The following is a 23,846-nucleotide window of genomic DNA, read 5'->3' on the forward strand; positions in this document are numbered from 1 at the left end:
TCTTCCCGATTCTCGTTTTCCATCCTGCAAGGACATCGGCGTGACACTTTCCCCCTTTGGTAAATCTTTTGACGCTTTTCTGTTTGATATGGATGGCACGATTTTAAGCTCTATCGCTGCCACAGAACGCGTCTGGGGCGCATGGGCTGAAGGCCACGGCATCGATCGGGAAACATTCTTGCCAACCATTCATGGCGTACGCGCATCCGATACAATTCGCAGGCTCGACCTTGGTCTGGATGTGGAACGCGAGGCCAAAAACCTGCTGGAAGCGGAAATGCAGGATCTCGATGGCATTCATCCCATCGATGGCGTTGCCGCGTTTTTAAAGGCTTTGCCGCAAAACCGCTGGGCTATCGTCACCTCCGCGCCGCTTGAGTTGGCAAAACGTCGTATGGCAGCGGCTGGCCTACCCATGGCGACAACAATTGTTTCGGCAGAAGACGTCAGTCACGGCAAGCCAAGCCCCGAATGTTTTGAGCTTGGCGCTGAAAGACTTGGCTTCAACCCGCACAACTGTCTGGTTTTTGAGGATGCCCCGGCCGGAATTCTCGCGGGCGAGACAGCTGGCGCTTCTGTTCTCGTCGTGACGGCAACGCATCTCCATTCCCCAAAAACATCCCGCGCAAGCATCAATAGCTATCGCGAGCTTGATCTCGTCATCGAGGAAAATGGAAAGCTCGGCCTTGCGATGATAGCCTGATCAGATCACCCGCTGTCCTTCGCGCCATACAGTGCGGATGATTGGCACGTGATCAGCCATCTGCACGCGCACCAGATCGGCGCGTTTGCCCGCAGCAATCTCGCCGCGATCATCCAGCCCCACCGCTTGGGCCGGGTTGAAGGATACCAGCCGAATGGCATCGGGCAGCGAGACCTGGTCGAGCGTATCGGCCAGAAAAAACGCTGATTGCATCATGCTGGCCGGGATATAATCGGATGAGATAATGTCGAGATGTCCCGCCTCAACCAGTTCACGCGCCGAAACGTTGCCGGAATGCGAACCGCCGCGCACCACATTCGGCGCGCCCATAAGAACCGACATGCCTGCCTGTTTCGAGGCCTCGGCCGCAGCGTGGGTTGTTGGAAACTCGGCCACGCGAATGCCCTGAGCATGGGCTTCTGCCACGTGACCGGTCGTTGCATCGTCATGACTTGCCAGAATAATACCACGCTCATGGCAAAGCTCGGCAATAGCCTTACGGTTCCTGTCCGCATATTGCTGTGACTGGCCGATGCGGCGCTCACAATAGAGGCGGAATTCTTCTTCCGAAAGCTTGTTCCTGCCGAGGAAATACATCTTATAAGCGTCAATATTGGTGAATTGCCGCTGACCGGGGGCATGATCCATCAGCGACACCAACCGGATCAGCGGATGCGCTCCAAAGCGCTCGAACGCGTCGAGACAATCGGGTGCTGAAACCTCGCAGCGCATATGTAGAAAATGATCGGCGCGCAACCGCCCTGCCTCACGTCCCTGCGCAATGGCTGTAGAAAGCTTTAGCATGTCGTCGATATTGGTCGGAGCATCGTCATCAAGACCAATACGCAAGGCATCGAAAACCGTGGTGATGCCGGAGGCGGCAATCTGTGCGTCATGTGCCTGCACGGCGGCAATCGGGTTCCAGCGCACCTTGGGTCGCGGTGCATAATGGCCTTCCAGGTGATCTGTATGCAATTCGACCAGCCCAGGCGTCAAAAAATCGCCCTCCAAATCCTCACCGATGGCAGAAGGTCCGCTGGAGATATCGGCAATCGTGCCGTCCAAAATCCTGATGGTGCCGTCGATCACTTCACGGCCAAGAACAATGCGCGCATTGCGCAAAATAGTTTCAGTCATTATCGATTACGGCCTTCCCACTGGTCGCAGAGCGCGGACCTTCTTTTCACCGCCCGTCAGCGGATGCAGCGAGTGTATCTCAAAAGGTGTACCTTTTTCCGGCTCCACGAACAGGGCAAGATTGGATATCTCTACCGAATCGTCAAGCAAGGGCGCGAAAAACTCGTCCAGCCTGCGTTCGATGCGCGGGCGATCCTGTTCATCGACCGGTCCGGTCAGCGTCATGTGAAAACGGAATTCTTCAAAAACATAGGGATAACCCCAGCGCTCCAGATTGTGACGTTGTGCTTCGCTTAGACGTTCGGGACGACGTCTGGCGATTTCAGCATCACTTAGTGGCGCACGAAAGCGATCAAACGCCACCACGACATCATTGGCCAGTTGATTGAGTTCAGCCACAGGTTCTTGCGGCACGAGCGCAAAAAAAGGGCCGATGCCCTTTAGTACAAGGCGCGGGATAGTCACAGGCAAGGCAGCAGAGGTGAAATGCATCAGCGCTGACAGAAGATCGTTTTCCGTAAAACCGTCTTTGAGCCGGAAAGGCGCTTTCATCGTACCGTGAAAGCCGTAACGGCGGGGTTCTTCGGTGAGATTTACGATTTCTGCCGGGGCGAACGAGCGAATCGCCGGAGCTTTGACGGCCTCCCCGCTAAAGGCGTTGCGACCCAGCCAGTTGGCGGCAACTTTCAAAAGCGCGTCGCTTGATGGCGGCGTGTAATAAATCGCATAACGCATATCAAATTCCTTGCTATGAAAGCCTTCGCACGACTGAAAATCTACGGCTCGATGCGGCTGGCGGACCGTTATAGCAGGATTGTGGCAAGTCGATAAAGCGTTGATGACATTCCCCAACTAACAAAGCAATTTTACATCGCTGCAAATTGGTATAGGCCTCTGACATTGCAAGTGAGGAGATCAATATGAGCGGCTTTGCTTCCATCGGGGAATGCATGATCGAGCTTTCGGGCGAAAATGGTGACCAATGGCGCATGGGCTTTGCCGGCGATACGCTTAATACGGCATGGTATGTGCGTGCGCTTGCCGACAAAGCGATGCCGGTGGATTATGTAAGCGCCTTTGGCGAAGACAGTTTTTCGCAGAAGCAGCGGGTATTTTTGACCTCGAACGGTATCGGCATTGCACACAGCCCGATTATTGCCGGGCTTCATCCGGGAGTTTACGCAATCACGCTTGAGGGTGCCGAACGTTCGTTTACCTATTGGCGCAGCGAAGCCGCCGCCCGACATTTGGCCAGCGACCACGCAGCGCTGGAAAAGAGCCTTGCCGGACGCGATATCATTTATTTCTCAGGCATCTCGCTTGCTATTATTCTGCCGGAGCATCGGACGCAATTCTTTGAGATATTACGGCAATGCCGTGCCGCCGGATCCCGGATCGCCTTCGATCCGAATTTCCGCCATCAGCTCTGGCCTGATCGCAAGGTCGCACAGGACCTCATCAGCGAAGCCATGCGGCTGTCCGATATTGCACTGCCGACCTTCCCCGACGAGCAGGCGCTATTTGGCGACAAAGATGCTGCAGCTTGCGCCGAACGTCTAGGCAGACTTGGCGTGAGTGAAATCGTCGTCAAGGACGGGACCGAGCCTGCATTGGTGCTTGCCAACGGCGAGCGCACGGAAGTTCCCGCTGTCGCGGCACGGGCCGTGGATACCACAGGCGCGGGCGACAGCTTTAACGGAAGCTATCTCGCCGCGCGCATAGCAGGGCTTCAGCCGGTGGCGGCGGCACAAAAGGCGCATGCAGTCGCAGCGCGTGTGGTTGAAGCACGCGGTGCGCTGACACCGATGGAAATGGCTCGCGCCGCTTTCGGTGAATAATCATTCTTTGGAAAAGGCGAAGCGGCTTTCCTGCGCGTAGATTTCACCGGGGCGCAGGATAGCCTGCGGAAAATAGGGATATTCGAGCGAACCAGGCCAGACCTGCGGCTCCAGACAAAAGCCCGCATGTTTGCCATAGGGCTTTCCAGTCAGGCCGATACAATCATTGGCCATGGTATTGCCAGCATAGAATTGCAAACCGGGTTCGGTCGTTGCAACATCGAGTCGGATGCCAGAGCGCGCAGCCTTCACCGAAGCGCATGACCGTATCGGCCCCCGCATTGCGGACAAGCAGAAATTGATGTCATATTCAATCTGCTGGCCTGTTTCCTGACGGCGGATTGGTCGGTACTCACGAAAATCATAAACCGTATCGCGCACCGGCAATATGCGGCCATCGGGAATCAGCGCATCATCCACCGGCATATAGGCATCGGCGTTGATTTTGAGCTGGTGATCGAGAATATCGCCCTCACCACCATCATCGAGATTGAAATAGCTGTGATGCAACAAACTGCAGACGGTGGGCCTGTCAGTCACCGCTTCCAGCCGCACGATCAACTCTCCGCTATCGTTGAGCATATAGGTGCAGCTTACCTTGAGATTACCCGGAAAGCCCATTTCACCGTCTGCGGCCACGGTACCGAGCGTGACGAAATCGGAGCCGCTTCCGGTGATGTTCCACACCCGATTGCCCAGACCTTTGCTGCCGCCGTGCAGGTTATGGCGTCCGAAATAATTTGCTTCGACTTGATAGTTCTTGCCGTCAATCACAAAGCGAGCATCTCGGATTCGGTTGGCGGAACGACCGGCTATTGCACCCAGATGCGGTGAATACGCCGGATAATCGTCAAAGTCGCGATAGCCGATCACAAGCGCCGCGTCATGACCAGCCATGCGCAGATCCTGAATGGCCGCGCCCCACGTTAAGATTTTGGCCGCCAGCGGCCCGTTGGAAATGGTTAGCCGATGAACCGGTTGTCCATCCGGTGCGTGTCCGAAAACTTCTGTCGTCACTTGTGCCTCACCCCACGAAATGTGAATTATCTTTGCGCCATCAATCAACAGTGCGTGGTTGGACGCAAGAGGATTTCTGATTGAGGGCAGGATTTACCTGTATTTTTCATCGCTCCACGCAGAAACAACAGTATACATTGGCCCATAACCGGATAAAATTTCCATAACCGTTTCAAGTAATTTTTTTAAAAATGAATTTTCAAAGGGATGACGATGCGCTCCAATTTTACGGAAATTATGCCGTATATTTTCAAGGAGGAAGGCGGTTACGTCGATAATCCTAAAGATCCCGGTGGTGCCACCAACATGGGCATCACCCAAGGTACTTTGTCTGGATGGATGGGACGTGCAGCCTCACGAGAGGAGGTAAAGAATCTCTCCAAGGGCACAGCCATGGAAATTTATCGAAAGCAATATTGGGACAAGATCGATGGTGATCATCTGCCTCCCGGTGTCGATTATGCATTGCTTGACTTTGCCGTAAACTCCGGCACGGCGCACGCCATCAAAATGCTGCAGCAGGTCCTTGACGTACCTGAGACAGCACTTATAGACCCCAGAACTATGGCAGCGCTTGCAGAACAGCCACTTGCGCAAACCATCAATGCGCTTTGCGATGCGCGTGCAGCATGGCTTAAGAAACTTGCCGCTGCTGCCACTTTCGGCAAAGGATGGCAGGCAAGGGTCAAACGGGTTCGCACCCGCTCACTGGCCCTAGCGGCAACACAAACAGATGTGGCCTTACAGCCTCCGCCAGTCCCTCCAATATCCGCTTCCGCTTCACAGCAAACCAGTGCCGCACAGCAAAGCGAGACCCAGCCGCAACAATCGGCTATTTCTGAAATGTTTCCGCCAATACACCATCCCGGGATAGTCGGTACGGTTGGCAGCGTCGCCTCAAGCCTTATCGCCATTCTTCTTGATGATGGCTATCTCGAAACCGGGCTTGCTGTTTTTGTCATGATAGTGACGGTCTCGAGCTTCTTCTATTTCACAAAATGGGGACAGGAGCACCGTCCAAAGGACTATACTCGAAAACTGTTCAAAAAATTGCGATAGCCTTTATATTGCACTCTCGCAACTGCACATCTTATATGCGCTTATCCAAATCACGTCGCAGGAAATCAATATGACTTTCCCTTGCGGCCAAAAAACGCTAGATACGCGCAGATAATCAGATGCTCGCCCTTTGCGGCATCGCCAGGAATAAAGGAATCGCAATTTGTCCTCTACTTTCGACAAAGTCGCCGACATCATCGCCGAAACCAGTGAAATCGACCGTGATACGATCACGCCAGAAAGCCACACTATTGATGATCTGGGTATCGATAGCCTTGATTTCCTCGACATCGTTTTCGCGATCGATAAAGCTTTCGGCATCAAGATTCCGCTGGAACAGTGGACGCAGGAAGTCAACGAAGGCAAGGTTCCGACGGAAGAATATTTCGTTTTGAAAAACCTCTGCGCCAAGATCGACGAACTGGTCGCAGCCAAGAAGGCCTGAAACCGGCGCCACTTTGACGGCATTTGAGGGTGAACATCCGTGTTCGCCCTAATTCCGTTTATAGCAAGCAGTTTCAGCAGCACGGGCAGAACCGAACTCATGCAGAACAATAAAGTCGTCATCACTGGCATTGGCATTCTTTCTTCACTCGGCGAAGGAACGGATGTGCATTGGAATGCTTTTTCAAACGCCGGCACCAAGCCGCGGCTCGAAAACCAAGCCTTTGCGCCCTATACCGTCCATGCGCTCGGCGAGGTGGACTGGAGCCTGCAAATCCCCAAGCGTGGTGATCAGCGCCAGATGGAAACATGGCAGCGGCTCGGCACCTATGCGGCCGGTCTTGCACTTGCCGATGCAGGTATCAAGGATGACGAAACGCTCTGCGCCAGCATGGACATGGTGGTCGGTGCCGGTGGCGGTGAACGCGATATAGCCGTCGATATGCAGATTCTCGAAGAAGGTCGCACCAGTAACAACCGCGGCGTCATGCTCAACGAGAAGCTTTCGACCGAGTTGCGCCCGACACTGTTTCTCGCCCAGCTTTCCAATCTGCTTGCCGGCAATATTTCCATCGTCCACAAAGTCACGGGCTCTTCACGTACTTTTATGGGTGAAGAAGGTTCCGGCATTTCAGCGATCGAGACGGCGAGCGCGCGCATCCGCACTGGCCAGAGCACACATGTGTTGGTTGGTGGCTCTTATAATGCCGAGCATTTCGACATGATTCTCGGTCATGAACTGGGCGGGTTGCTGAAACATGATGGCTGGGCACCGCTCTGGCAGCGGGACGGCTCGGCGGGCGGCGGCATGATTTCGGGTTCCGGCGGCGTATTCCTAGTGCTCGAAGATGCCGAACATGCAAAAAAACGTGGCGCACGCGCCTATGCCCAGATCGCACACATCGAAACATCGCAAGTCCGCCGTGGCGAGCACGATCTTACAACAGCAATTCGCAATCTCATCCTTGCAGCCAACGGCGGCAAGGAACCAAGCTATGTGGTTTCAGGTGCTTCAGGTGCCCATCAGGCAACGAGCGCTGAAAAGACAGTCCTCGACGGCCTTTCTGCCGCCTATCGCAGCGTATCCGGCCTGACAGGTCATTTGCGCGAAGCCCAGTTTCCGCTGGCACTCGCACTGGCTGCGATTTCGGTTGCCAAGGGTGAAGCGTTCGCGCCTCTCGACACGTCGGAAAAGCCTGTGCAGGGAGCCGTTGGTGAAGCCATTGTCACCACGATCGGAGCAACTCGCGCCGAAGGCGCCGCCAAGCTGGTGAGAGCATAAGATGAGCAAATATCAAGACCATCTCGGCCGTCCCATCGTCGTCATTACCGGGGCCGGTGTCGTTTCCGCACTCGGACAGGGCAAACAGGATAATTGGGACGCCTTGACCAGCGGTCGGTCCGGCCTGCATTCAATCACCCGCTTTCCAACTGAGAGCCTCAATACACGCTTTGCCGGTACGGTCGATTTTCTGTCTGAAAGTGAAGTCGGTGCATCTGCCTTATCGGAATCTCTTGCGCGCCTCGCGGGCGAAGAGGCATTGGCGCAGTCCGGCCTTTCGACCACGGATTTCGGCGGACCTCTGTTTCTGGCAGCACCGCCCGTTGAACTCGACTGGAAAAGCCGTTTTGCACTTGATGCCAGCATCAAGGACGAAGGCCCGGCCAGCTATCAGCTATTGCTTGAAGCCTGCCGCCGCGCCCGTCAGGACACGCTCTTCAACACCACGCAATTTGGCTATATCGCTGAACGTCTCTCGAAAACCTTTGGCACGCGCGGCCTGCCGGTGACACTATCAACGGCCTGTGCGTCGGGGGCGACCGCGATCCAGCTCGGCGTCGAGGCGATCCGGCGCGGTGAAAGCGACCACGTGCTTTCCATCGGAACCGATGGATCAGTCTCGGCGGAAGCCCTGATCCGCTTCTCACTGCTCTCCGCCCTCTCCACACAGAATGAAGCGCCTGAAAAGGCATCCAAGCCGTTTTCGAAAGATCGCAACGGCTTCGTGATGGCGGAAGGTTCGGGCGCGCTGGTCATGGAATCGCTGGAAAGTGCCATCGCACGCGGCGCAAAAATCTTAGGCATTCTGGCCGGTTGCGGTGAAAAGGCTGATGACTTCCATCGCACACGCTCCAAGCCCGACGCCTCGCCTGCCATTGGAACGGTGCGTGCGGCACTTGCCGATGCGGGTCTTGCCGAAGACAAGATTTCCTATATCAATGCGCATGGTACCTCGACGCCGGAAAACGACAAGATGGAACATCTCGCACTTTCTACAGTGTTTGGTGACACGCTCGGCTCTATCCCGGTCTCATCCAACAAGTCGATGATCGGCCATACGTTGACAGCGGCAGGTGCCATCGAGGCCGTGTTCTCACTTTTGACAATTGAGACCGGAACGCTGCCGCCGACTATCAATTACGACAATCCCGACCCCGCCATACCGTTGGATGTCGTGCCGAATGTAAAGCGTCAGGCCGAGGTTTCTGCGGTCCTTTCAAACTCGTTTGGCTTTGGCGGGCAAAACACGAGCCTTGTTGTCAAAGAGTACCAATAACCCTTTGACATAGCTATGAAATTAAAAGGCCCGCACAATCTGTGCGGGCCTTTCCTTTGAAGGTTTGTGCGTGCCAGTTTCTAATCCGCACTGGCTTTTTCTCCACCGGGCTGCAACTCGGAAAGACGGGCAATAATAGCAGCTGCAGCTCCTTGCAGCACATCCTTGTTACCCTTACGAGCTTTCTCAAGGTTCATATCCGCACTCAGGCTGCGCTCATTGGAAAGCAGCCCGTCGTCACTCTCGGCATCGGCACTGTCATTGCCCTCTCCGCGTTCCTTTATAAGCTTGGCGCGAGCGGCCATTTCATCGCGCCGCTCATTTTCGTTGAGCGAAACAACAGCCTTGTCACGCTGCGCTTTCAGCGTTGCCAAATCCTCGACGAACTGCTGAAATTCCGGATCATTTGCCGCGCGCTTGTCGTGCCAGCTCTGTAGTTGTGACAGCAAGGCTTTTATATGATCGGCAGATTTATATTTTGCTGGTTTGATCTCGGTCCATGGCAGCGCATTGTCAAAACTCGATTCGCCCACTGTCTTCGGGTCGAACAGCCCCGGCAGGCTGATATCGGGTGTCACGCCCCGCAACTGCGTCGAGCCGCCATTGATCCTGAAGAATTCAGCGACAGTAAACTTCAGATCACCGAACTTAGGACCAGAATTGCGGGCCACCTCATCAAGGTTCACCAGCGTCTGCACCGTTCCCTTGCCAAAACTGGGTTCGCCTATGACCACGCCGCGACCGTAATCCTGAATGGCGGCGGCAAAGATTTCCGAAGCGGAGGCCGAGGCTCGATTGATCAATACGCCAAGCGGACCTTTCCAAGCAGGTTCGGGCAGATCGTCGCTTTCCACCTTGATCTCGCCACTCGAATTGCGCTGCTGCACGACAGGTCCCTTGCCGACAAAAAGACCAGTCAGATCGATCGCCTCGGATAGCGAGCCACCGCCATTGTTGCGCAGGTCGATCAGAACACCGTCAACCTTTTCGGCTTTCAATTCTGCAAGAAGCTTTGCAACATCACGGCTGGCACTTCGATAATCCTTCTCGCCCTTTCGCCGGGCTTCGATATCTTCATAAAAGACTGGCAATGTAATGATGCCTATCTGGCGAGTGGTGTCGCCATCCTCTACCGGCAGAACGGTTTTTTGAGCAGCCTGCTTTTCCAGGCTGATCTTATCGCGAACCAGTGTGATGATGCGGTGCGGATCGTCAGGGCCTGCGTCGGCTGGCAGAATTTCCAGACGCACGACAGAGCCTTTTTCTCCGCGAATCATTTTCACGGTTTCGTCCAGGCGTAATCCGACGGCATCCTTTATCGGGCCATTCTTGTCCTGTCCTACACCAACGATACGGTCGCCCACAGCAAGCTTGCCTGAAACCTGTGCCGGACCTCCGGCTACAAGTTCGCGAATTGTCGCGTAATCGTCCCTTTCCTGCAGCACAGCACCGATGCCGACAAGGGAAAGCTTCATGGAAATATCGAACTCATCCGATGCATTGGCGCCCATATAGTCGGTATGCGGATCCACCGACCGTGTATAGGCGGCCATAAAAATCTGGAATACATCATCGCTGTTGTATTTTGCGGCGCGGTCAAGCGCGTTCTTATAACGCTTGTCGAGCGTATCGCGAATGGCGGCATCGTCCTTACCTGCCAGTTTCAGCCGCAACCAGTCGTTCTTGACGCGCTTACGCCAAAGGTCATCGTGGTCCGCATCGCTCTGCGGCCAAGGTGCCTTGCTTCGGATGACAGAATAGGTTTCATCCACGCTGAAATCAAAATTCTGCTTGAGCAATGAACGCGCAAAAGCGGTGCGTTCAGTAATGCGCTCGACATATGTATTGAACATCGCAAAAGGAATGCTCAAGTCTTCCTGCTTGATGGCATCATCAATTTCCGTGCTATTCGTCTTAAAGGCATTCACATCCGCTTGCAGGAAAATAAGGCGATCCGGATCGAGCGATTCGATATACTGATCCATGATCCTTGCCGACAATTTGTCGTCCAGCGGCACGGGCTTGTAATGGAAACGCTCAAGAAATTCCGTCGTCAGATGAGCGGCCTGCATTTGTTGCGGCAACGGCTCCAGAAGCGGTGGCGAATTGGCTTCCAACGCGGACGCGGAAGAGGCAAACGCCAGGAAAAGACACAGAAAACCATATTTTAAACGTTTCAAGATTGGGCCCAATTCTTAACATCAGGAATTTATATAAGGAATATGTGGTCAATCCTGACTTGTTTGGCAACAATTTAACAGTCTCGAACCGCAAACAGAGTGCTTGAATGAGACTATGAACGTCGATGAAGCAGGATACATGCAAGCCGCCGAGCCGAAATCAAGCCTTGTCTTGGCGACGGAACCGAACTAATTCGTTCGACAAACTCGAATTTCCTCATGGTCCCGGAAAGCGCATGGCTCTTCGGGATCATGCTACGACAAGGAACAGCCTATGCGCGCCCTGCAACTTCTCGATGACCGTCGTCTCGAAATCACCGATATAGACTCCCCCCCACCCCCCGGCATCGGCGAAGTGACGGTCGAGATCAAGGCCGTCGCGCTCAACCATATCGACGTCTGGGGCTGGCGCGGCATGGCGTTCGCCAAACGCAAGATGCCGCTGGTGATCGGTGCGGAAGCCTCCGGTGTCGTCGATGCGGTCGGCCCAGGCGTATCCAACCTTTTGCCCGGGCAACTGGTTTCGATTTATGGCGCGCGCACTTGCGGGCTTTGCCGAGCCTGCCGCGAAGGCCGCGATAATCTTTGCGAGCATGTCGGCGGTGTGCACGGCTTCCACCTTGATGGCTTTGCCTGCGAAGCCGTCAATCTGCCGGCGCGCTTGCTCGTACCCGCCCCTCCCGGCGTCGATGCGATCGGTGCAGCCGTCGCCCCCGTCACTTTCGGAACCGTCGAGCACATGCTGTTCGACAATGCCAAGCTCGAGCCTGGCGAAACGGTACTCGTTCAGGCCGGTGGCTCGGGCATTGGTTCGGCTGCCATCCAGCTAGCCAAGAAAATGGGCTGCACGGTCATCACCACGGTCGGCTCCGACGACAAGATCGAAAAGGCCAAAGCGCTTGGTGCGGATCATGTCATCAATTACCGCGAAGACCGTTTTGAAGGTGTCGTGCGCAAACTCACCAAGAAAAAGGGCGTTGATGTTGTGTTCGAGCATGTCGGTGCCGATACATGGGCGGGTTCAATGCTGTGCATGAAGCGTGGCGCGCGCCTCGTCACCTGCGGTTCGACATCCGGCGTTTCGACCAATATGAACCTGATGCAGCTCTTCCAGCAACAGCTTAAAATTCTGGGATCGTTTGGTTGCCGCAAGGAAAACATGGCAGATGCCATGCAGAAAATGGCACGGGGCATTGTACATCCGGTCATCGATACGGTGGTTGGTTTTGACGAGATTGATACAGCTTTGAAGCGTATGGAAGGTCGCGACGTCTTCGGCAAGATCATTTTGCAGATCGACTGACCCGCCACTTTCATGATGTTTAAATTCAAACTTTTACTCTTTCGCTGGACGCGCAAGTTCAAGCAATTCAATTACTGGCTCTGGGCGCAGGCGGTCTTTGTTCTGTTGGGACTTCTGCGTCTGCTTCCGGCGAAAGCAGCCATCCGCTTTTCGGCAAAAACTGCCCGTCTCATCGGGCCTTTGACGCCGCGTCACAAGGTTGCGATCAACAATTTGCGTCAGGCTTATCCGGAAAAAAGCGAACAGGAAATCCAGACGATCGCCATTGAGATGTGGGATTCGATGGCGCGGCTTTTTGCCGAATATATTTTTCTCGATGCGATTTTCGACTTCGATCCGCATTCCGACGAGGTTGGGATGGTCGAGGTGGATGGGATTCCGATTTTCGAACGCCTGCGCGATGAAAAGAAACCCCACATTTTCTTTACCGCCCATACTGGAAACTTTGAACTGCTACCGATCTGTGCCGCCACCTTCGGCCTCAATGTCACGGCACTATTCCGCCCGCCCAACAACCCCTATATCGCCAACAAGGTTTTGAAGGCCCGCCATACGAACATGGGGCATCTGGTTCCGTCCAAGGCTGGCGCTGCATGGGCTTTGGCAGGCATTTTGGGCGATAGTGGCAATGTCGGTATGCTGGTGGACCAGAAGTTTGCACGTGGCATTCCGTCGACCTTCTTCAACCGCCCCGTCAAAACCAACCCACTTCTCGCAAAGCTCGCGCGGCAATATGATTGCGATGTCTATCCGGCCCGCTGCATCCGCCTACCCGGCGGACGTTACCGGCTGGAACTCTATGAGCGCATGGACCTGCCACGCGACGACAAGGGCCAGATCGATATCGACGCCACCGCACAATTGCTCAACGATACGGTTGAACAATGGGTGCGGGAATATCCCGGCCAATGGATGTGGTTCCATAAGCGCTGGGGATAGGAATCTTGTGTTCCCTATGCTAGGGGCAAGTTAACTTCCCACGGAGAACAGACATGCGCCCGATCGCCATTGCCCCGTCCATCCTGTCCGCCGATTTCGCGCGTCTTGGCGAGGAAGTCGATGCCGTGCTGGAAGCGGGTGCCGACTGGATCCATATCGATGTCATGGACGGGCATTTCGTGCCCAACATCACTTTTGGCCCACAGGTGGTCAACGCGATCCGTCCGCGCACAAAGGCTTTTTTCGACACGCATCTGATGATCGCGCCCTGTGATGCCTATCTCGCACCTTTTGCCGATGCGGGTTGTGACCTCATCACCGTTCATGCCGAAGCAGGGGTGCATACGCACCGCTCGTTGCAATCAATCCGGGCGCTTGGCAAAAAGGCCGGTCTGGCGCTCAATCCGGCAACACCCGTTGAGGCAATCGCCCATGTGCTCGACGATGTCGATCTCATTCTGGTCATGACCGTCAATCCGGGCTTTGGTGGCCAAAAATTCATTGCGCCCATGCTCGAAAAAATCGCCCGCATCCGCGAAATGGTGGCGGATCGCCCCATCGATATCGAAGTCGATGGCGGTATTACGCCTGAAACTGCAGGCTCGGTCGTTGCCGCAGGTGCAAACATCCTTGTGGCCGGCTCGGCTGTTTACAAGGGGAACTCGGTCGAGAGCTACCGCGACAATATCGCTGCCATTCGTCAGGCCGCCGAGGCTGCCCGAAAAAACTGATTTACACTCTATTCGACAGGAAATACCCATGATCCCGCGCTACTCCCGGCCTGAAATGGTCGCCATCTGGTCGCCAGAAACAAAATTCCGCATCTGGTTCGAGATCGAAGCTTTTGCCTGCGAGGCGCTGGCGCAACTTGGCGTCATTCCGAAGGAAGCAGCCAAGACCATCTGGGAAAAGGGCGATGCTGCAAAATTCGATGTTGCGCGCATCGACGAAATCGAAGCCGTCACCAAGCATGACGTGATTGCATTCCTCACGCATCTGGCCGAATTCATCGGTCCCGACAGCCGTTTCGTGCATCAGGGCATGACCTCCTCGGACGTACTCGACACCACGCTCAATGTGCAGCTTGTCCGTGCCACCGACCTCCTGCTTGCCGGAATGGACCGCGTGCTGGAAGCGCTTAAAAAGCGCGCATTCGAGCATAAGGACACTGTGCGTATCGGACGCAGCCATGGCATTCATGCCGAACCCACTACGATGGGTATTACTTTTGCGCGTTTTTATGCCGAAATGGCTCGTGGACGCGACCGTCTCGTCGCAGCGCGAAAGGAAATCGCTACAGGCGCGATTTCGGGTGCTGTCGGCACTTTCGCCAATATAGATCCGCGCGTCGAGGAATATGTCTGCGACAAGCTCGGCCTTGAAGCAGAACCCGTCTCCACCCAGGTCATTCCGCGTGATCGTCATGCGATGTTCTTTGCAACCCTCGGCGTGATTGCGTCCTCGATGGAAAACATCGCCATCGAAATCCGTCACATGCAGCGCACGGAAGTTCTGGAAGCGGAAGAATTCTTCTCGCCGGGGCAAAAAGGCTCGTCCGCCATGCCGCACAAGCGCAATCCGGTTCTGACCGAAAACCTGACTGGACTTGCCCGTCTGGTGCGCATGTCTGTGACGCCCGCGATGGAAAACGTAGCCCTCTGGCACGAACGCGATATTTCCCATTCAAGCGTTGAGCGCGCTATCGGGCCAGACACTACCATCACGCTTGATTTCGCGCTGAACCGTCTGGCGGGCGTGATTGAGAAGCTGGTGATCTATCCAGAAAACATGCTTGCCAACATGAACAAGTTCCGCGGTCTGGTGCATTCGCAGCGCGTGCTGTTGGCGCTCACCCAGGCGGGTGTTTCGCGTGAAGATTCTTATCGCCTCGTACAGCGAAACGCCATGAAAGTCTGGGAACAGGGCAAGGATTTTCAGGAAGAACTGTTGGCCGATGAGGACGTGCGCAAGGCACTTTCCGAAGACCAGATCCGCGAAAAATTTGATCTCGGCTATCACACCAAGCATGTGGATACCATCTTCAAGCGCGTGTTTGGTTGAAAGATTTCGGCTCTGATCAGAGTCGAATAAATTGAAACAATAAAAATCCCCATCTTTTTGAAAAGATGGGGATTTTTTTATACTGCGGGCTTGACTGTCCTGATCACATTGCCCCATGGGTCAACAAATTCGCGCCCGGCACCGCCGCGCGTATCTTCCAGTTCTACCCATAAAACACCCGTGCGATCAACATCACGCTTGCCCGCACCAGCACTTTGCCAGGCATTGGCTGCGATGTGGTGATGATAGCCGCCGGTGGACATGAACACCGCCTTGTTGCCATAGGACGCCACGGTTTCCAGCCCGAGATTATCATGCCAGAAGATTTCAGCCTCCTGTGCATCGCCGACACGTAAGTGTACATGGCCGATGACGGTGTTCTGCGGTGCACCGTTCCACTTCCCACCCTCACGGTCAATCACACCGAGCAGATCGATCATATCGAGTGGATCGGTGCTCATGGCCACACGATCACCATTCCATGTCCAGTTTTCAAGCGGACGATCGGAATAGATTTCGATGCCGTTGCCTTCAGGATCGGTCAGGTAGATCGCTTCGCTCACCTTATGATTGGAAGCACCGCTGACCGGCAATTGCCTGTCGATGGCACGGCGCGACCATCGCGCGAGATCGCCGCGCGTCGGCAGAAGAAATGCCGTGTGATAAAGGCCGGCACTGCGCTGCTCGTCAGGCTTGGCTTGCGAGCACTGCTCGATTTCCATCAGTTCTCGGTCGCCCGCCCCCAGTACGATGGAAGTGCCACGCCGCGCCATTTCCTTCAAGCCGACCACATCACGATAATATTCGGCCAGCGATTCCGCATCTTTCGACTTGAGACCCACACGCGCCACATGGACCGGCGTCGTCATGGCGAAAGGAAGTGCTGCCACAGGCCCGTGATCGGCATCAATACCGGCCTTCTTCAACTGCACAGTCATTTTGTTCTCCTACCAGATATAGCGCCAATCGGAAGGAGTTTGGCCATCCTGCTGGCCCCGCCACGCCATGTGGCCCTTCTCATATGCGCCTTTCTTGTCGCTAAACATCGCGTTTTGCGGCATCGTTCACAAGATCGCGATCAACGAACAGGCTGTTCATCATTTGCATGCCAACAAATACCCCACAGGCTTGAAGTCTTGGCAAAGCCCCTCTAAATGGGGCACATGAAAGTCAAAGACGCAGATATCCTGATTATCCCCGGCTATACCAATTCCGGTCCAGATCACTGGCAGACACGCTGGGAGAACAAGCTCTCGACAGCACGTCGTGTAGAACAGGCGCAATGGTCGAAGCCAGTGCGCGAAGACTGGGTGAATGAGCTGGTCAAGGCCGTAAACGAGGCAACAAAACCGGTTGTACTGGTGGCGCATTCTCTGGGTGTGGCAACCGCCATGCATGCTATGGAGCATATCCAGCATAAGGTCGCCGGTGCGTTTTTCGTCGCTCCCCCCGATGTTGCCAATGCCGCTATCCGGCCAAGACATCTGATGACCTTCGGTCCTTACCCCCGCGAACGACTGCCCTTTCCAACCATTGCGATTTTGAGCCGCAACGATCCCTTTTCAAGCTTTGAAGCAGCGGAAGCGGTGGTCAACGACTGGGGCGCCATGCTGATCGATGCGGGCGAAGCAGGCCACATCAATTCGGAATCAGGTCACGGCCCATGGCCGGAAGGCTCGATGGTTTTTGCTGAGTTCATGTCACAACTTCAGATTCCTGTAAGACATTGAACATGAAACGGATTGACGAAGCCAAAAAGAGAACATATTTTAGAAAACATATTGTAAAATCTTTTAAACTGTTTTTTGTAAAAAACGATATAAACATCTGAAATAACTACCAAAACGCGGGTATGATGTAATGGTAGCCTGTCAGCTTCCCAAGCTGAACGCGCGGGTTCGATTCCCGCTACCCGCTCCATTCTTGCAACTTTCAAAACGACGTAACTTCTCCGCATGAAGATGTAGGCGCGCTTCAAGGCCTTTATTTAGAGCGTCGATTTCATTAGGCCTGGTCGAAACGCGCTCAAAATTGCAATCTATCTGGAATATATTCTTGCAATAAAAAATTATAAATGATTACATACTACCAATACAAGTAAAAATACTTATTAGAATATAAGTATACAATAAAAATCTAAAATTTATATATACTTTATTTGATACGAGGAAATCATGCAAAACGCCAGGATTTTGGTGTCTATCGTGACGCGAAACCGCCCAATAATGCTGAAAGAGCTCCTTCATTCTCTGACGAATATCGCTCTGCCAGCCTCCACAAAAGTCGATTTTTTGGTCGTCGAAAACCATTCATCCAAAACCCTGTCTGGATGTATCGACACGTTTGCCTCTGGCATGTCGGAAAGCAAAGTTGTGTATCTGCTTGAAGTCAGGATAGGCATATCCTATTCGCGCAATTGCGCCCTGACCTATGCTATCGCCAACGACTATGATTTTCTCGTATTCATCGATGATGATGAACGCGCAGAACCAGAATGGCTGATAAAACTGTTTTCAGAGCAACAGCGTGGCAATCTGGATATCGTCGGCTCTCCTGTCTGGCCCAAGCCAGAACAATGCACGCTGAGCTTCTGGCAGAAATTCGTCTGGTCCGGCATCCAGCAGCTTTCCGAATATGGCGAGCTCAAAACACGCAGAAAATGTGAACGCGGTGCGGCAGATACGATCAAGGTGGCTACCGGCAGCTGGATGGGTAAACTTACCTTCTTCCGGCAGACCGGGCTGCGTTTCGATACGGGCTTGAACCTGACTGGAGGAGAGGACTGGCATTTATGGACAGAAGCCAAAAGCAAGGGAGCCAAAAGCGGATGGGCTCCGGACGCGACGGTCTATGAAACCGTTCCGCTATGTCGTTTGACGCTTACCTATCATTTCCGGCGCAACCGTGATCATGAGGCAACAAAGTTCCTGATCGCCTATAAGGCAAATCCGCGACGGGCAATAACGGGCCTGCCCGCAAAGCTAGCCAGCCGCCTCTGGAAGTTGACTGTTTCTGTTCTGTCACTACCAATCAAGGGCCCGTCGGCAGCAATCTCTGCAACAATGGCCCTGGGCGGAATTGTTGGCCAAATCCAGGGGTTCATAGGAAAACAATCAGCCCATTACAAATATACAACGGGTCACTAACTCAAGAATATCTCCGGAACTCAAGAACATTTCTGGTTATCAATACCATCCAACGGCGACCTGCGCTTCTTCGGACATACGGTCAGGCGTCCATGGCGGATCAAACGTCATGGTGACTTCAACCATTGAGACGCCTTCGACCGTACCGACGGCATTTTCAACCCAGCCCGGCATCTCGCCAGCAACCGGGCATCCCGGGGCAGTCAAAGTCATTTCGATCTTGACCGTGCGATCGTCCTCGATATCAATCTTGTAGATGAGGCCAAGCTCGTAGATATCGGCGGGAATTTCAGGATCATAAACCGTTTTCAGGGCAGCGATAATATCATCCGTCATGCGCAGGAGTTCATCCTGAGCAATGGTGGATGCCGAAAAGCCCGTATTGCCTTCAACTTCCGCCACCACACTGGCCGTGTCGTGCTCTTTGTGTTCCATATCACTCATCCGAAAAACTTCCTTGCCTTTTCCAGAGCATCCGCCAGCGCGTCCACTTCCGAACGCGTATTATAGAGGCCGAAGGATGCACGGCATGTGGAGGTGACACCAAATCGTTTCAAGAGCGGCTGCGCGCAATGAGTACCCGCGCGCACGGCAACCCCTGCCCGGTCGATCACCATGGAAACGTCATGGGCATGAATGCCTTCAAGTACAAAGGAGATGATCGCTCCCTTGTCCGGCGCATTGCCATAAATGCGCAGAGAATTAATCGCACCGAGCCGTTCATGCGCATAATCGCGCAAATCTTCTTCATGCGCCTGAATGGCGGGGCGGCCGATCTTTTCCATATATTCAAGTGCCGCGCCCAGTCCAATCGCCTGCACGATGGGCGGCGTTCCAGCTTCAAAGCGATGCGGCGGATGATTATAGGTGATGGAGTCTTCGCTCACATCCTCGATCATTTCGCCCCCCCCCTGAAAGGGTCGCATCTTTTCGAGCATTTCAGCGCGCCCGTAAAGCACGCCGATACCGGATGGGCCATAGGTCTTGTGGCCGGTAAAGACATACCAGTCGCAGCCGATATCGCGCACATCGACTGGCAGATGCACAGCACTCTGACTGCCATCGACAAGCACGGGAATGCCACGTGCGTGCGCCAGTTCGACGATTTTCTTCACCGGCGTCACCGTACCAAGTGCGTTCGACATATGGGTAATGGCGACGAGCTTGGTGCGGTCGGTCAGACGCTTTTCAAATTCTTCGATATGGAAAATGCCGTCATCATCCACAGGGGCGAAAACAAGCTTTGCACCCTGCCGCTCGCGGATAAAATGCCATGGCACGATGTTGGAATGATGCTCCATGATCGACAGCAGGATTTCATCGCCCGCGCCGATCTTCGGCATACCATAACCATAAGCGACGGTATTGATCGCCTCGGTGGCATTCTTGGTGAAAACGATCTCATCCACCGAACCGGCATTGAGAAACCGGCGCACCGTCTCACGCGATTTTTCATATGCGTCGGTTGCTGCATTGGAAAGAAAATGCAAGCCACGATGCACATTCGCATATTCGTTGGAATAGGCGTTCGTTACGGCGTTGATGACGCTTTGCGGCTTCTGTGCGGAAGCACCATTGTCGAGATAGACAAGCGGCTTGCCGTGGATTTCTCGAGAAAGTATCGGGAAATCTTGACGGATGGCTTCAACGTCATAAGGCGCCACCGGCGGGGTCTTCTGGTCCATAGTCGTTCCTTTAGCCGCTACGTGAGGAAAAGGCGGGCAGCTTCAAAAGCATCACCGCCTTGTTCAATCACGCCCCCTATAATCAGGCATGAACGGCGAGCCAGTTCGACAACACCTCTTCGAGTGCCTCAACCAGCCTTTCATCTTCCAGTTCTTCAATGATCTCAGCAATAAATGCCTTGATCAAAAGGCCACGTGCGTCATTTTCAGATACGCCGCGCGCCATCAGATAGAACAGATAATCTTTGGACAATTCCGTCACCGTAGCACCATGGCCACAGGCAACATCGTCGGCAAAGATTTCAAGTTCGGGCTTTGCGTCGAACTCGCCTTCATCGGAAAGCAGAAGCGTGTTGCATGCCATACGAGCATCGGTCTTCTGGGCAATTTTCGCCACACGGATCATACCCTGAAAGACACCGCGTGCGCGATCCTTGACCACATTGCGGATGATCTGCGTCGAACGGGTGTTTTCAACCAGATGACCAACGGTCATGGTGATGTCGGTATGACTGTCATCGGCCAGAAGATTAAGGCCGCGCAGTTCAAAATCCGAATCCTCGCCGGTGACGTTGACATGCACTTCCTGCCGGATGAGCTTGCCGCCCGCATTGACGATATAAAGCGTCAACTTGGAGCCTTTGCCGATGGTTGCGTTGAACTGTGCCAGTTGCGTCGCCTGCCCGAAATCACGCAGGATAACCCACAAGATTTCCGCGCCATCGCCCACGCTCACATGGCTGACCGATGTGGAGAAAGCATCACCTTCACCGCCATTCTGGCGTTCGATGATCGTCGCCTTGACATCCGAACCGATCCTCACCGGAAAGCGCGAATGGCCCTGACCAGTTTTCTGGATATTCTGGAGTTCAAGCGGCTCTTCCAGCTTAGTGCCATCATCAATCGCCAGCATCCAGCCGTCGCTGACATAGGCCGCATTGATCTGCCCGATCGTATCGTCGAACCCACGTGTTTTGAGCTGGAGGGCCAGTGAACCATCCGCGAGCGCATCACGCACGGGTGTCAATGACACGCCTTCCGCAACCTTTGTATCCAATGACCAGCCATTGCTAGTGGCCACAATGGGGGTGCCGGCAAGCAATGAGGGTATAGCTTGCGTTCCGGCTGCCGCATCAAAGGGGGATACGTTTTTCAGAAGCGTACGAAAGTCTGTGTAATGCCAGCTTTCGATACGTCGTGATGGAAGGCCGTTCTCTTTCAAGGCTTCCAGTGCGTTGTCGCGGGCAATGACGATGTCGCCATTGCCGGGCAATCCACCGATGCGCTCGTCAAAACTATCGATCAGTGCACTTTCGGCTGACGTTCGCTGCCTTGTGGTCGGGGCGGTCTGGATATTCATGATCCATCCCTCCTCAAGCTGCTTCGCCGATGACGTCGGCATAGCCGTTTTCTTCCAGATGCAGTGCCAGGCTCTTGTCACCGGACTTGATCACCCGGCCCTTGTAAAGCACATGCACGCTATCAGGCACAATGTACTCCAGCAAGCGCTGGTAGTGGGTGATGACGATCACGGCGCGGTCGGGGGAACGCAGCGCATTGACGCCATCGGAAACGATTTTGAGCGCATCGATATCAAGGCCGGAATCGGTCTCGTCGAGAACGCAGAGTTTTGGCTCAAGAAGCTGCATCTGAAGAATTTCAGCACGCTTCTTCTCACCACCCGAAAAACCGACATTGAGCGGGCGCTTGAGCATGTTCATGTCGATGCTCAGTTCACCTGCAGCGTCCTTAACCCGCTTGATGAATTCTGGAATTTTCAACTCGGCCTCGCCGCGCGCCTTGCGCTGGCTGTTCATGGCGACTTTCAAAAATTCCATGGTGGCGACGCCGGGAATCTCCATCGGGTACTGGAAAGCAAGGAAAATGCCCTTAGCGGCGCGTTCGGCGGGATCCAGTTCAAGGATCGATTCTCCATTATAGAGAATGTCGCCTTCGGTCACTTCGTAGTCGTTACGACCGGCAAGAATATAAGACAGCGTCGACTTACCGGAACCGTTCGGCCCCATGATGGCAGCCACTTCGCCTTTATTGACGGTCAGGTTGAGGCCACGGATAATTTCCGTATCGGTGTCCGCAATCTTTGCATGGAGGTTCTTGATCTCAAGCATGATTTTAAGCCTTGTTCATGGACCAGTTAAAGGCTGGTCAGAAAATCTTTAGTAAGCAAGCAGGGACTGGATCAGCCGACACTGCCCTCCAGCGAAATGCCGATCAGCTTCTGCGCCTCGACCGCGAATTCCATCGGCAGTTCCTGAATGACTTCTTTGACGAAGCCATTGACGATAAGCGCAATCGCCTCTTCTTCCGGGATGCCGCGCTGCATGACATAAAACAGCTGGTCTTCGGAAATTTTCGAGGTTGTTGCCTCATGCTCGAACTGCGCTGTCGCGTTCTTGGCTTCGATATAGGGCACGGTATGCGCGCCGCAATCGTTGCCGATCAGAAGACTGTCGCACTGGGTAAAGTTGCGGGCATTTTCTGCCTTGCGATGCGCTGAAACCTGACCGCGATAAGTATTGCTCGACTTACCTGCCGAAATACCCTTGGAAATGATGCGGCTCGACGTATTCTTGCCGAGATGAATCATCTTTGTTCCAGAATCGATCTGCTGATGCCCATTTGAAACGGCAATCGAGTAGAACTCGCCGCGTGAATTGTCGCCACGCAGAATGCAAGACGGGTATTTCCAGGTGATCGCCGAGCCGGTTTCGACCTGCGTCCACGAAATCTTGGAATTAGCACCCCGGCAATCGCCACGCTTTGTGACAAAATTATAGATGCCGCCTTTGCCTTCGCTGTCGCCCGGAAACCAGTTCTGAACAGTCGAATACTTGATTTCCGCGTCATCGAGCGCCACCAGTTCAACGACGGCCGCATGAAGCTGGTTTTCATCGCGCTGCGGTGCAGTGCAGCCTTCTAGATAGGAGACGTAAGCGCCCTCTTCGGCAATGATCAGCGTGCGCTCGAACTGTCCCGTATTCTTTTCATTAATACGGAAATAGGTCGAAAGCTCCATCGGGCAGCGAACGCCTTTGGGAACGAACACGAAAGAACCATCGGTGAAGACTGCGGAATTGAGCGTCGCATAATAATTGTCGGAAACAGGAACCACCGAGGCCAGATATTTCTGCACCAGTTCAGGATGTTCACGGATGGCTTCCGATATCGAACAGAAAATCACCCCTGCCTTGGACAATTCTTCCTTGAACGTGGTGACGACCGAAACACTGTCAAAGACGGCATCGACGGCCACACGGCCGGATGCATAGACATTGTCGGCGGGATTACCGTCGATCTCGCTTGCCTCGCCCTGCTTGCGCACACCGGCAAGAATCTCCTGCTCGCGCAATGGAATGCCGAGCTTCTCATAGGTTCTGAGAAGTTCCGGATCGACTTCATCGAGCGATTTGGGACCGGACTGGTTTTTGGGCGCCGCATAATAATACGCATCCTGAAAATCGATCTTTGGATAATCGACGCGCGCCCATTCTGGCTCTTCCATGGTGAGCCAGCGTTCATAGGCTTTCAGACGCCATTCCAGCATCCATTCCGGCTCATTCTTCTTGGCGGAAATAAAGCGGATAATATCTTCGTTCAGCCCCTTGGGGGCTTTTTCGGTTTCAATGGTCGTCTCGAAACCGTATTTGTACTGATCCACGTCAAGGCCGCGGACCTGATCAATGGTCTCCTGCACTGCAGGCATTGGCGTTCTCCATCCTCGTCGGAGTCAAGGTCCGACAGTTGCAAACGTCAGG

The 23,846-nt window shown here is 54.1% G+C and carries 22 protein-coding genes and 1 tRNA gene; 13 read left to right on the forward strand and 10 right to left on the reverse strand.

Annotation, left to right across the window (positions count from 1 at the left end; all coding sequences use genetic code 11):
- The first annotated feature begins 40 nt into the window (after window positions 1-40).
- A complete protein-coding gene (locus tag AAIB41_RS04095) occupies window positions 41-703 on the forward strand; it encodes an HAD-IA family hydrolase (RefSeq protein WP_343314340.1) in 663 nt (220 codons plus the stop codon).
- Here the strand turns inward: AAIB41_RS04095 and AAIB41_RS04100 are convergent, their stop codons facing one another.
- On the reverse strand, window positions 704-1,843 hold the full coding sequence (locus AAIB41_RS04100; protein ID WP_343314809.1) for an alpha-D-ribose 1-methylphosphonate 5-triphosphate diphosphatase: 1,140 nt from the start codon (window positions 1,841-1,843) through the stop codon (window positions 704-706).
- Window positions 1,844-1,846: 3 nt separating this feature from the next.
- On the reverse strand, window positions 1,847-2,575 hold the full coding sequence (locus tag AAIB41_RS04105) for a DUF1045 domain-containing protein (RefSeq protein WP_343314341.1): 729 nt from the start codon (window positions 2,573-2,575) through the stop codon (window positions 1,847-1,849).
- Between the two features lie 185 nt (window positions 2,576-2,760).
- Between AAIB41_RS04105 and AAIB41_RS04110 the strand changes: the two genes are divergently transcribed.
- A complete protein-coding gene (locus tag AAIB41_RS04110; protein ID WP_343314342.1) occupies window positions 2,761-3,678 on the forward strand; it encodes a sugar kinase in 918 nt (305 codons plus the stop codon).
- Here AAIB41_RS04110 and AAIB41_RS04115 read toward each other — a convergent pair whose 3' ends face one another.
- Window positions 3,679-4,695: an aldose epimerase family protein gene (locus tag AAIB41_RS04115; RefSeq protein ID WP_343314343.1), complete on the reverse strand. Its 1,017-nt coding sequence runs from the start codon at window positions 4,693-4,695 to the stop codon at window positions 3,679-3,681.
- A gap of 213 nt (window positions 4,696-4,908) precedes the next feature.
- Between AAIB41_RS04115 and AAIB41_RS04120 the strand changes: the two genes are divergently transcribed.
- From AAIB41_RS04120 to AAIB41_RS04135, 4 genes are all read left to right on the forward strand, one after another.
- The gene (locus AAIB41_RS04120; protein WP_343314810.1) at window positions 4,909-5,754 is read left to right on the forward strand and encodes a glycoside hydrolase family 108 protein; all 846 of its coding nucleotides are present in this window, start codon (window positions 4,909-4,911) and stop codon (window positions 5,752-5,754) included.
- A gap of 163 nt (window positions 5,755-5,917) precedes the next feature.
- Entirely contained in the window at window positions 5,918-6,199 is a 282-nt protein-coding gene (locus AAIB41_RS04125) for an acyl carrier protein (RefSeq protein ID WP_078338469.1), read from the forward strand.
- A gap of 99 nt (window positions 6,200-6,298) precedes the next feature.
- On the forward strand, window positions 6,299-7,480 hold the full coding sequence (locus tag AAIB41_RS04130) for a beta-ketoacyl-ACP synthase (protein WP_343314344.1): 1,182 nt from the start codon (window positions 6,299-6,301) through the stop codon (window positions 7,478-7,480).
- Window position 7,481: 1 nt separating this feature from the next.
- The gene (locus AAIB41_RS04135) at window positions 7,482-8,756 is read left to right on the forward strand and encodes a beta-ketoacyl-ACP synthase (protein ID WP_343314345.1); all 1,275 of its coding nucleotides are present in this window, start codon (window positions 7,482-7,484) and stop codon (window positions 8,754-8,756) included.
- Window positions 8,757-8,836: 80 nt separating this feature from the next.
- Here the strand turns inward: AAIB41_RS04135 and AAIB41_RS04140 are convergent, their stop codons facing one another.
- Entirely contained in the window at window positions 8,837-10,936 is a 2,100-nt protein-coding gene (locus AAIB41_RS04140; protein ID WP_343314346.1) for a carboxy terminal-processing peptidase, read from the reverse strand.
- 274 nt (window positions 10,937-11,210) lie between these two features.
- On the opposite strand from AAIB41_RS04140, the gene AAIB41_RS04145 reads away from it, so the two are divergent.
- Genes AAIB41_RS04145 through purB form a run of 4 tightly spaced genes read left to right on the forward strand, consistent with a single transcriptional unit; the run spans window position 11,211 to window position 15,239 of the window.
- Entirely contained in the window at window positions 11,211-12,239 is a 1,029-nt protein-coding gene (locus AAIB41_RS04145; RefSeq protein ID WP_343314348.1) for a zinc-binding dehydrogenase, read from the forward strand.
- A gap of 12 nt (window positions 12,240-12,251) precedes the next feature.
- Window positions 12,252-13,178, forward strand: a complete 927-nt coding sequence (locus AAIB41_RS04150) for a lipid A biosynthesis lauroyl acyltransferase (protein ID WP_343314349.1) — start codon at window positions 12,252-12,254, stop codon at window positions 13,176-13,178.
- Window positions 13,179-13,231: 53 nt separating this feature from the next.
- A complete protein-coding gene (gene rpe, locus AAIB41_RS04155) occupies window positions 13,232-13,909 on the forward strand; it encodes a ribulose-phosphate 3-epimerase (RefSeq protein WP_343314350.1) in 678 nt (225 codons plus the stop codon).
- 28 nt (window positions 13,910-13,937) lie between these two features.
- A complete protein-coding gene (purB, locus tag AAIB41_RS04160; protein WP_343314351.1) occupies window positions 13,938-15,239 on the forward strand; it encodes an adenylosuccinate lyase in 1,302 nt (433 codons plus the stop codon).
- 77 nt (window positions 15,240-15,316) lie between these two features.
- Here the strand turns inward: purB and AAIB41_RS04165 are convergent, their stop codons facing one another.
- Window positions 15,317-16,177, reverse strand: coding sequence for a VOC family protein (locus tag AAIB41_RS04165; protein WP_343314353.1), 861 nt, complete (start codon window positions 16,175-16,177; stop codon window positions 15,317-15,319).
- Window positions 16,178-16,402: 225 nt separating this feature from the next.
- On the opposite strand from AAIB41_RS04165, the gene AAIB41_RS04170 reads away from it, so the two are divergent.
- The 3 genes from AAIB41_RS04170 to AAIB41_RS04180 all read left to right on the forward strand — a co-directional run bounded on the left by AAIB41_RS04170 (window position 16,403) and on the right by AAIB41_RS04180 (window position 18,385).
- Window positions 16,403-16,969: an alpha/beta hydrolase gene (locus AAIB41_RS04170; RefSeq protein WP_343314354.1), complete on the forward strand. Its 567-nt coding sequence runs from the start codon at window positions 16,403-16,405 to the stop codon at window positions 16,967-16,969.
- A gap of 116 nt (window positions 16,970-17,085) precedes the next feature.
- A tRNA-Gly gene (locus AAIB41_RS04175) sits at window positions 17,086-17,159 on the forward strand.
- 254 nt (window positions 17,160-17,413) lie between these two features.
- Complete coding sequence (locus AAIB41_RS04180) at window positions 17,414-18,385, forward strand: glycosyltransferase (RefSeq protein ID WP_343314355.1); 972 nt, start codon at window positions 17,414-17,416, stop codon at window positions 18,383-18,385.
- Window positions 18,386-18,424: 39 nt separating this feature from the next.
- Here the strand turns inward: AAIB41_RS04180 and AAIB41_RS04185 are convergent, their stop codons facing one another.
- The 5 genes from AAIB41_RS04185 to sufB all read right to left on the reverse strand — a co-directional run bounded on the left by AAIB41_RS04185 (window position 18,425) and on the right by sufB (window position 23,794).
- The gene (locus AAIB41_RS04185; protein WP_343314811.1) at window positions 18,425-18,820 is read right to left on the reverse strand and encodes an SUF system Fe-S cluster assembly protein; all 396 of its coding nucleotides are present in this window, start codon (window positions 18,818-18,820) and stop codon (window positions 18,425-18,427) included.
- 5 nt (window positions 18,821-18,825) lie between these two features.
- Window positions 18,826-20,070 (reverse strand): cysteine desulfurase, encoded by a 1,245-nt coding sequence (locus AAIB41_RS04190; protein WP_343314357.1) that lies wholly within the window; start codon window positions 20,068-20,070, stop codon window positions 18,826-18,828.
- Between the two features lie 82 nt (window positions 20,071-20,152).
- Window positions 20,153-21,430: a Fe-S cluster assembly protein SufD gene (gene sufD, locus AAIB41_RS04195; protein WP_343314358.1), complete on the reverse strand. Its 1,278-nt coding sequence runs from the start codon at window positions 21,428-21,430 to the stop codon at window positions 20,153-20,155.
- Between the two features lie 13 nt (window positions 21,431-21,443).
- Entirely contained in the window at window positions 21,444-22,199 is a 756-nt protein-coding gene (gene sufC / locus AAIB41_RS04200; RefSeq protein ID WP_343314360.1) for a Fe-S cluster assembly ATPase SufC, read from the reverse strand.
- Window positions 22,200-22,270: 71 nt separating this feature from the next.
- Window positions 22,271-23,794, reverse strand: coding sequence for a Fe-S cluster assembly protein SufB (gene sufB / locus AAIB41_RS04205; protein WP_343314361.1), 1,524 nt, complete (start codon window positions 23,792-23,794; stop codon window positions 22,271-22,273).
- Between the last annotated feature and the right edge of the window lie 52 nt (window positions 23,795-23,846).

The sequence above is a fragment of the Brucella sp. BE17 genome, from assembly GCF_039545455.1.
GTDB lineage: Bacteria > Pseudomonadota > Alphaproteobacteria > Rhizobiales > Rhizobiaceae > Brucella.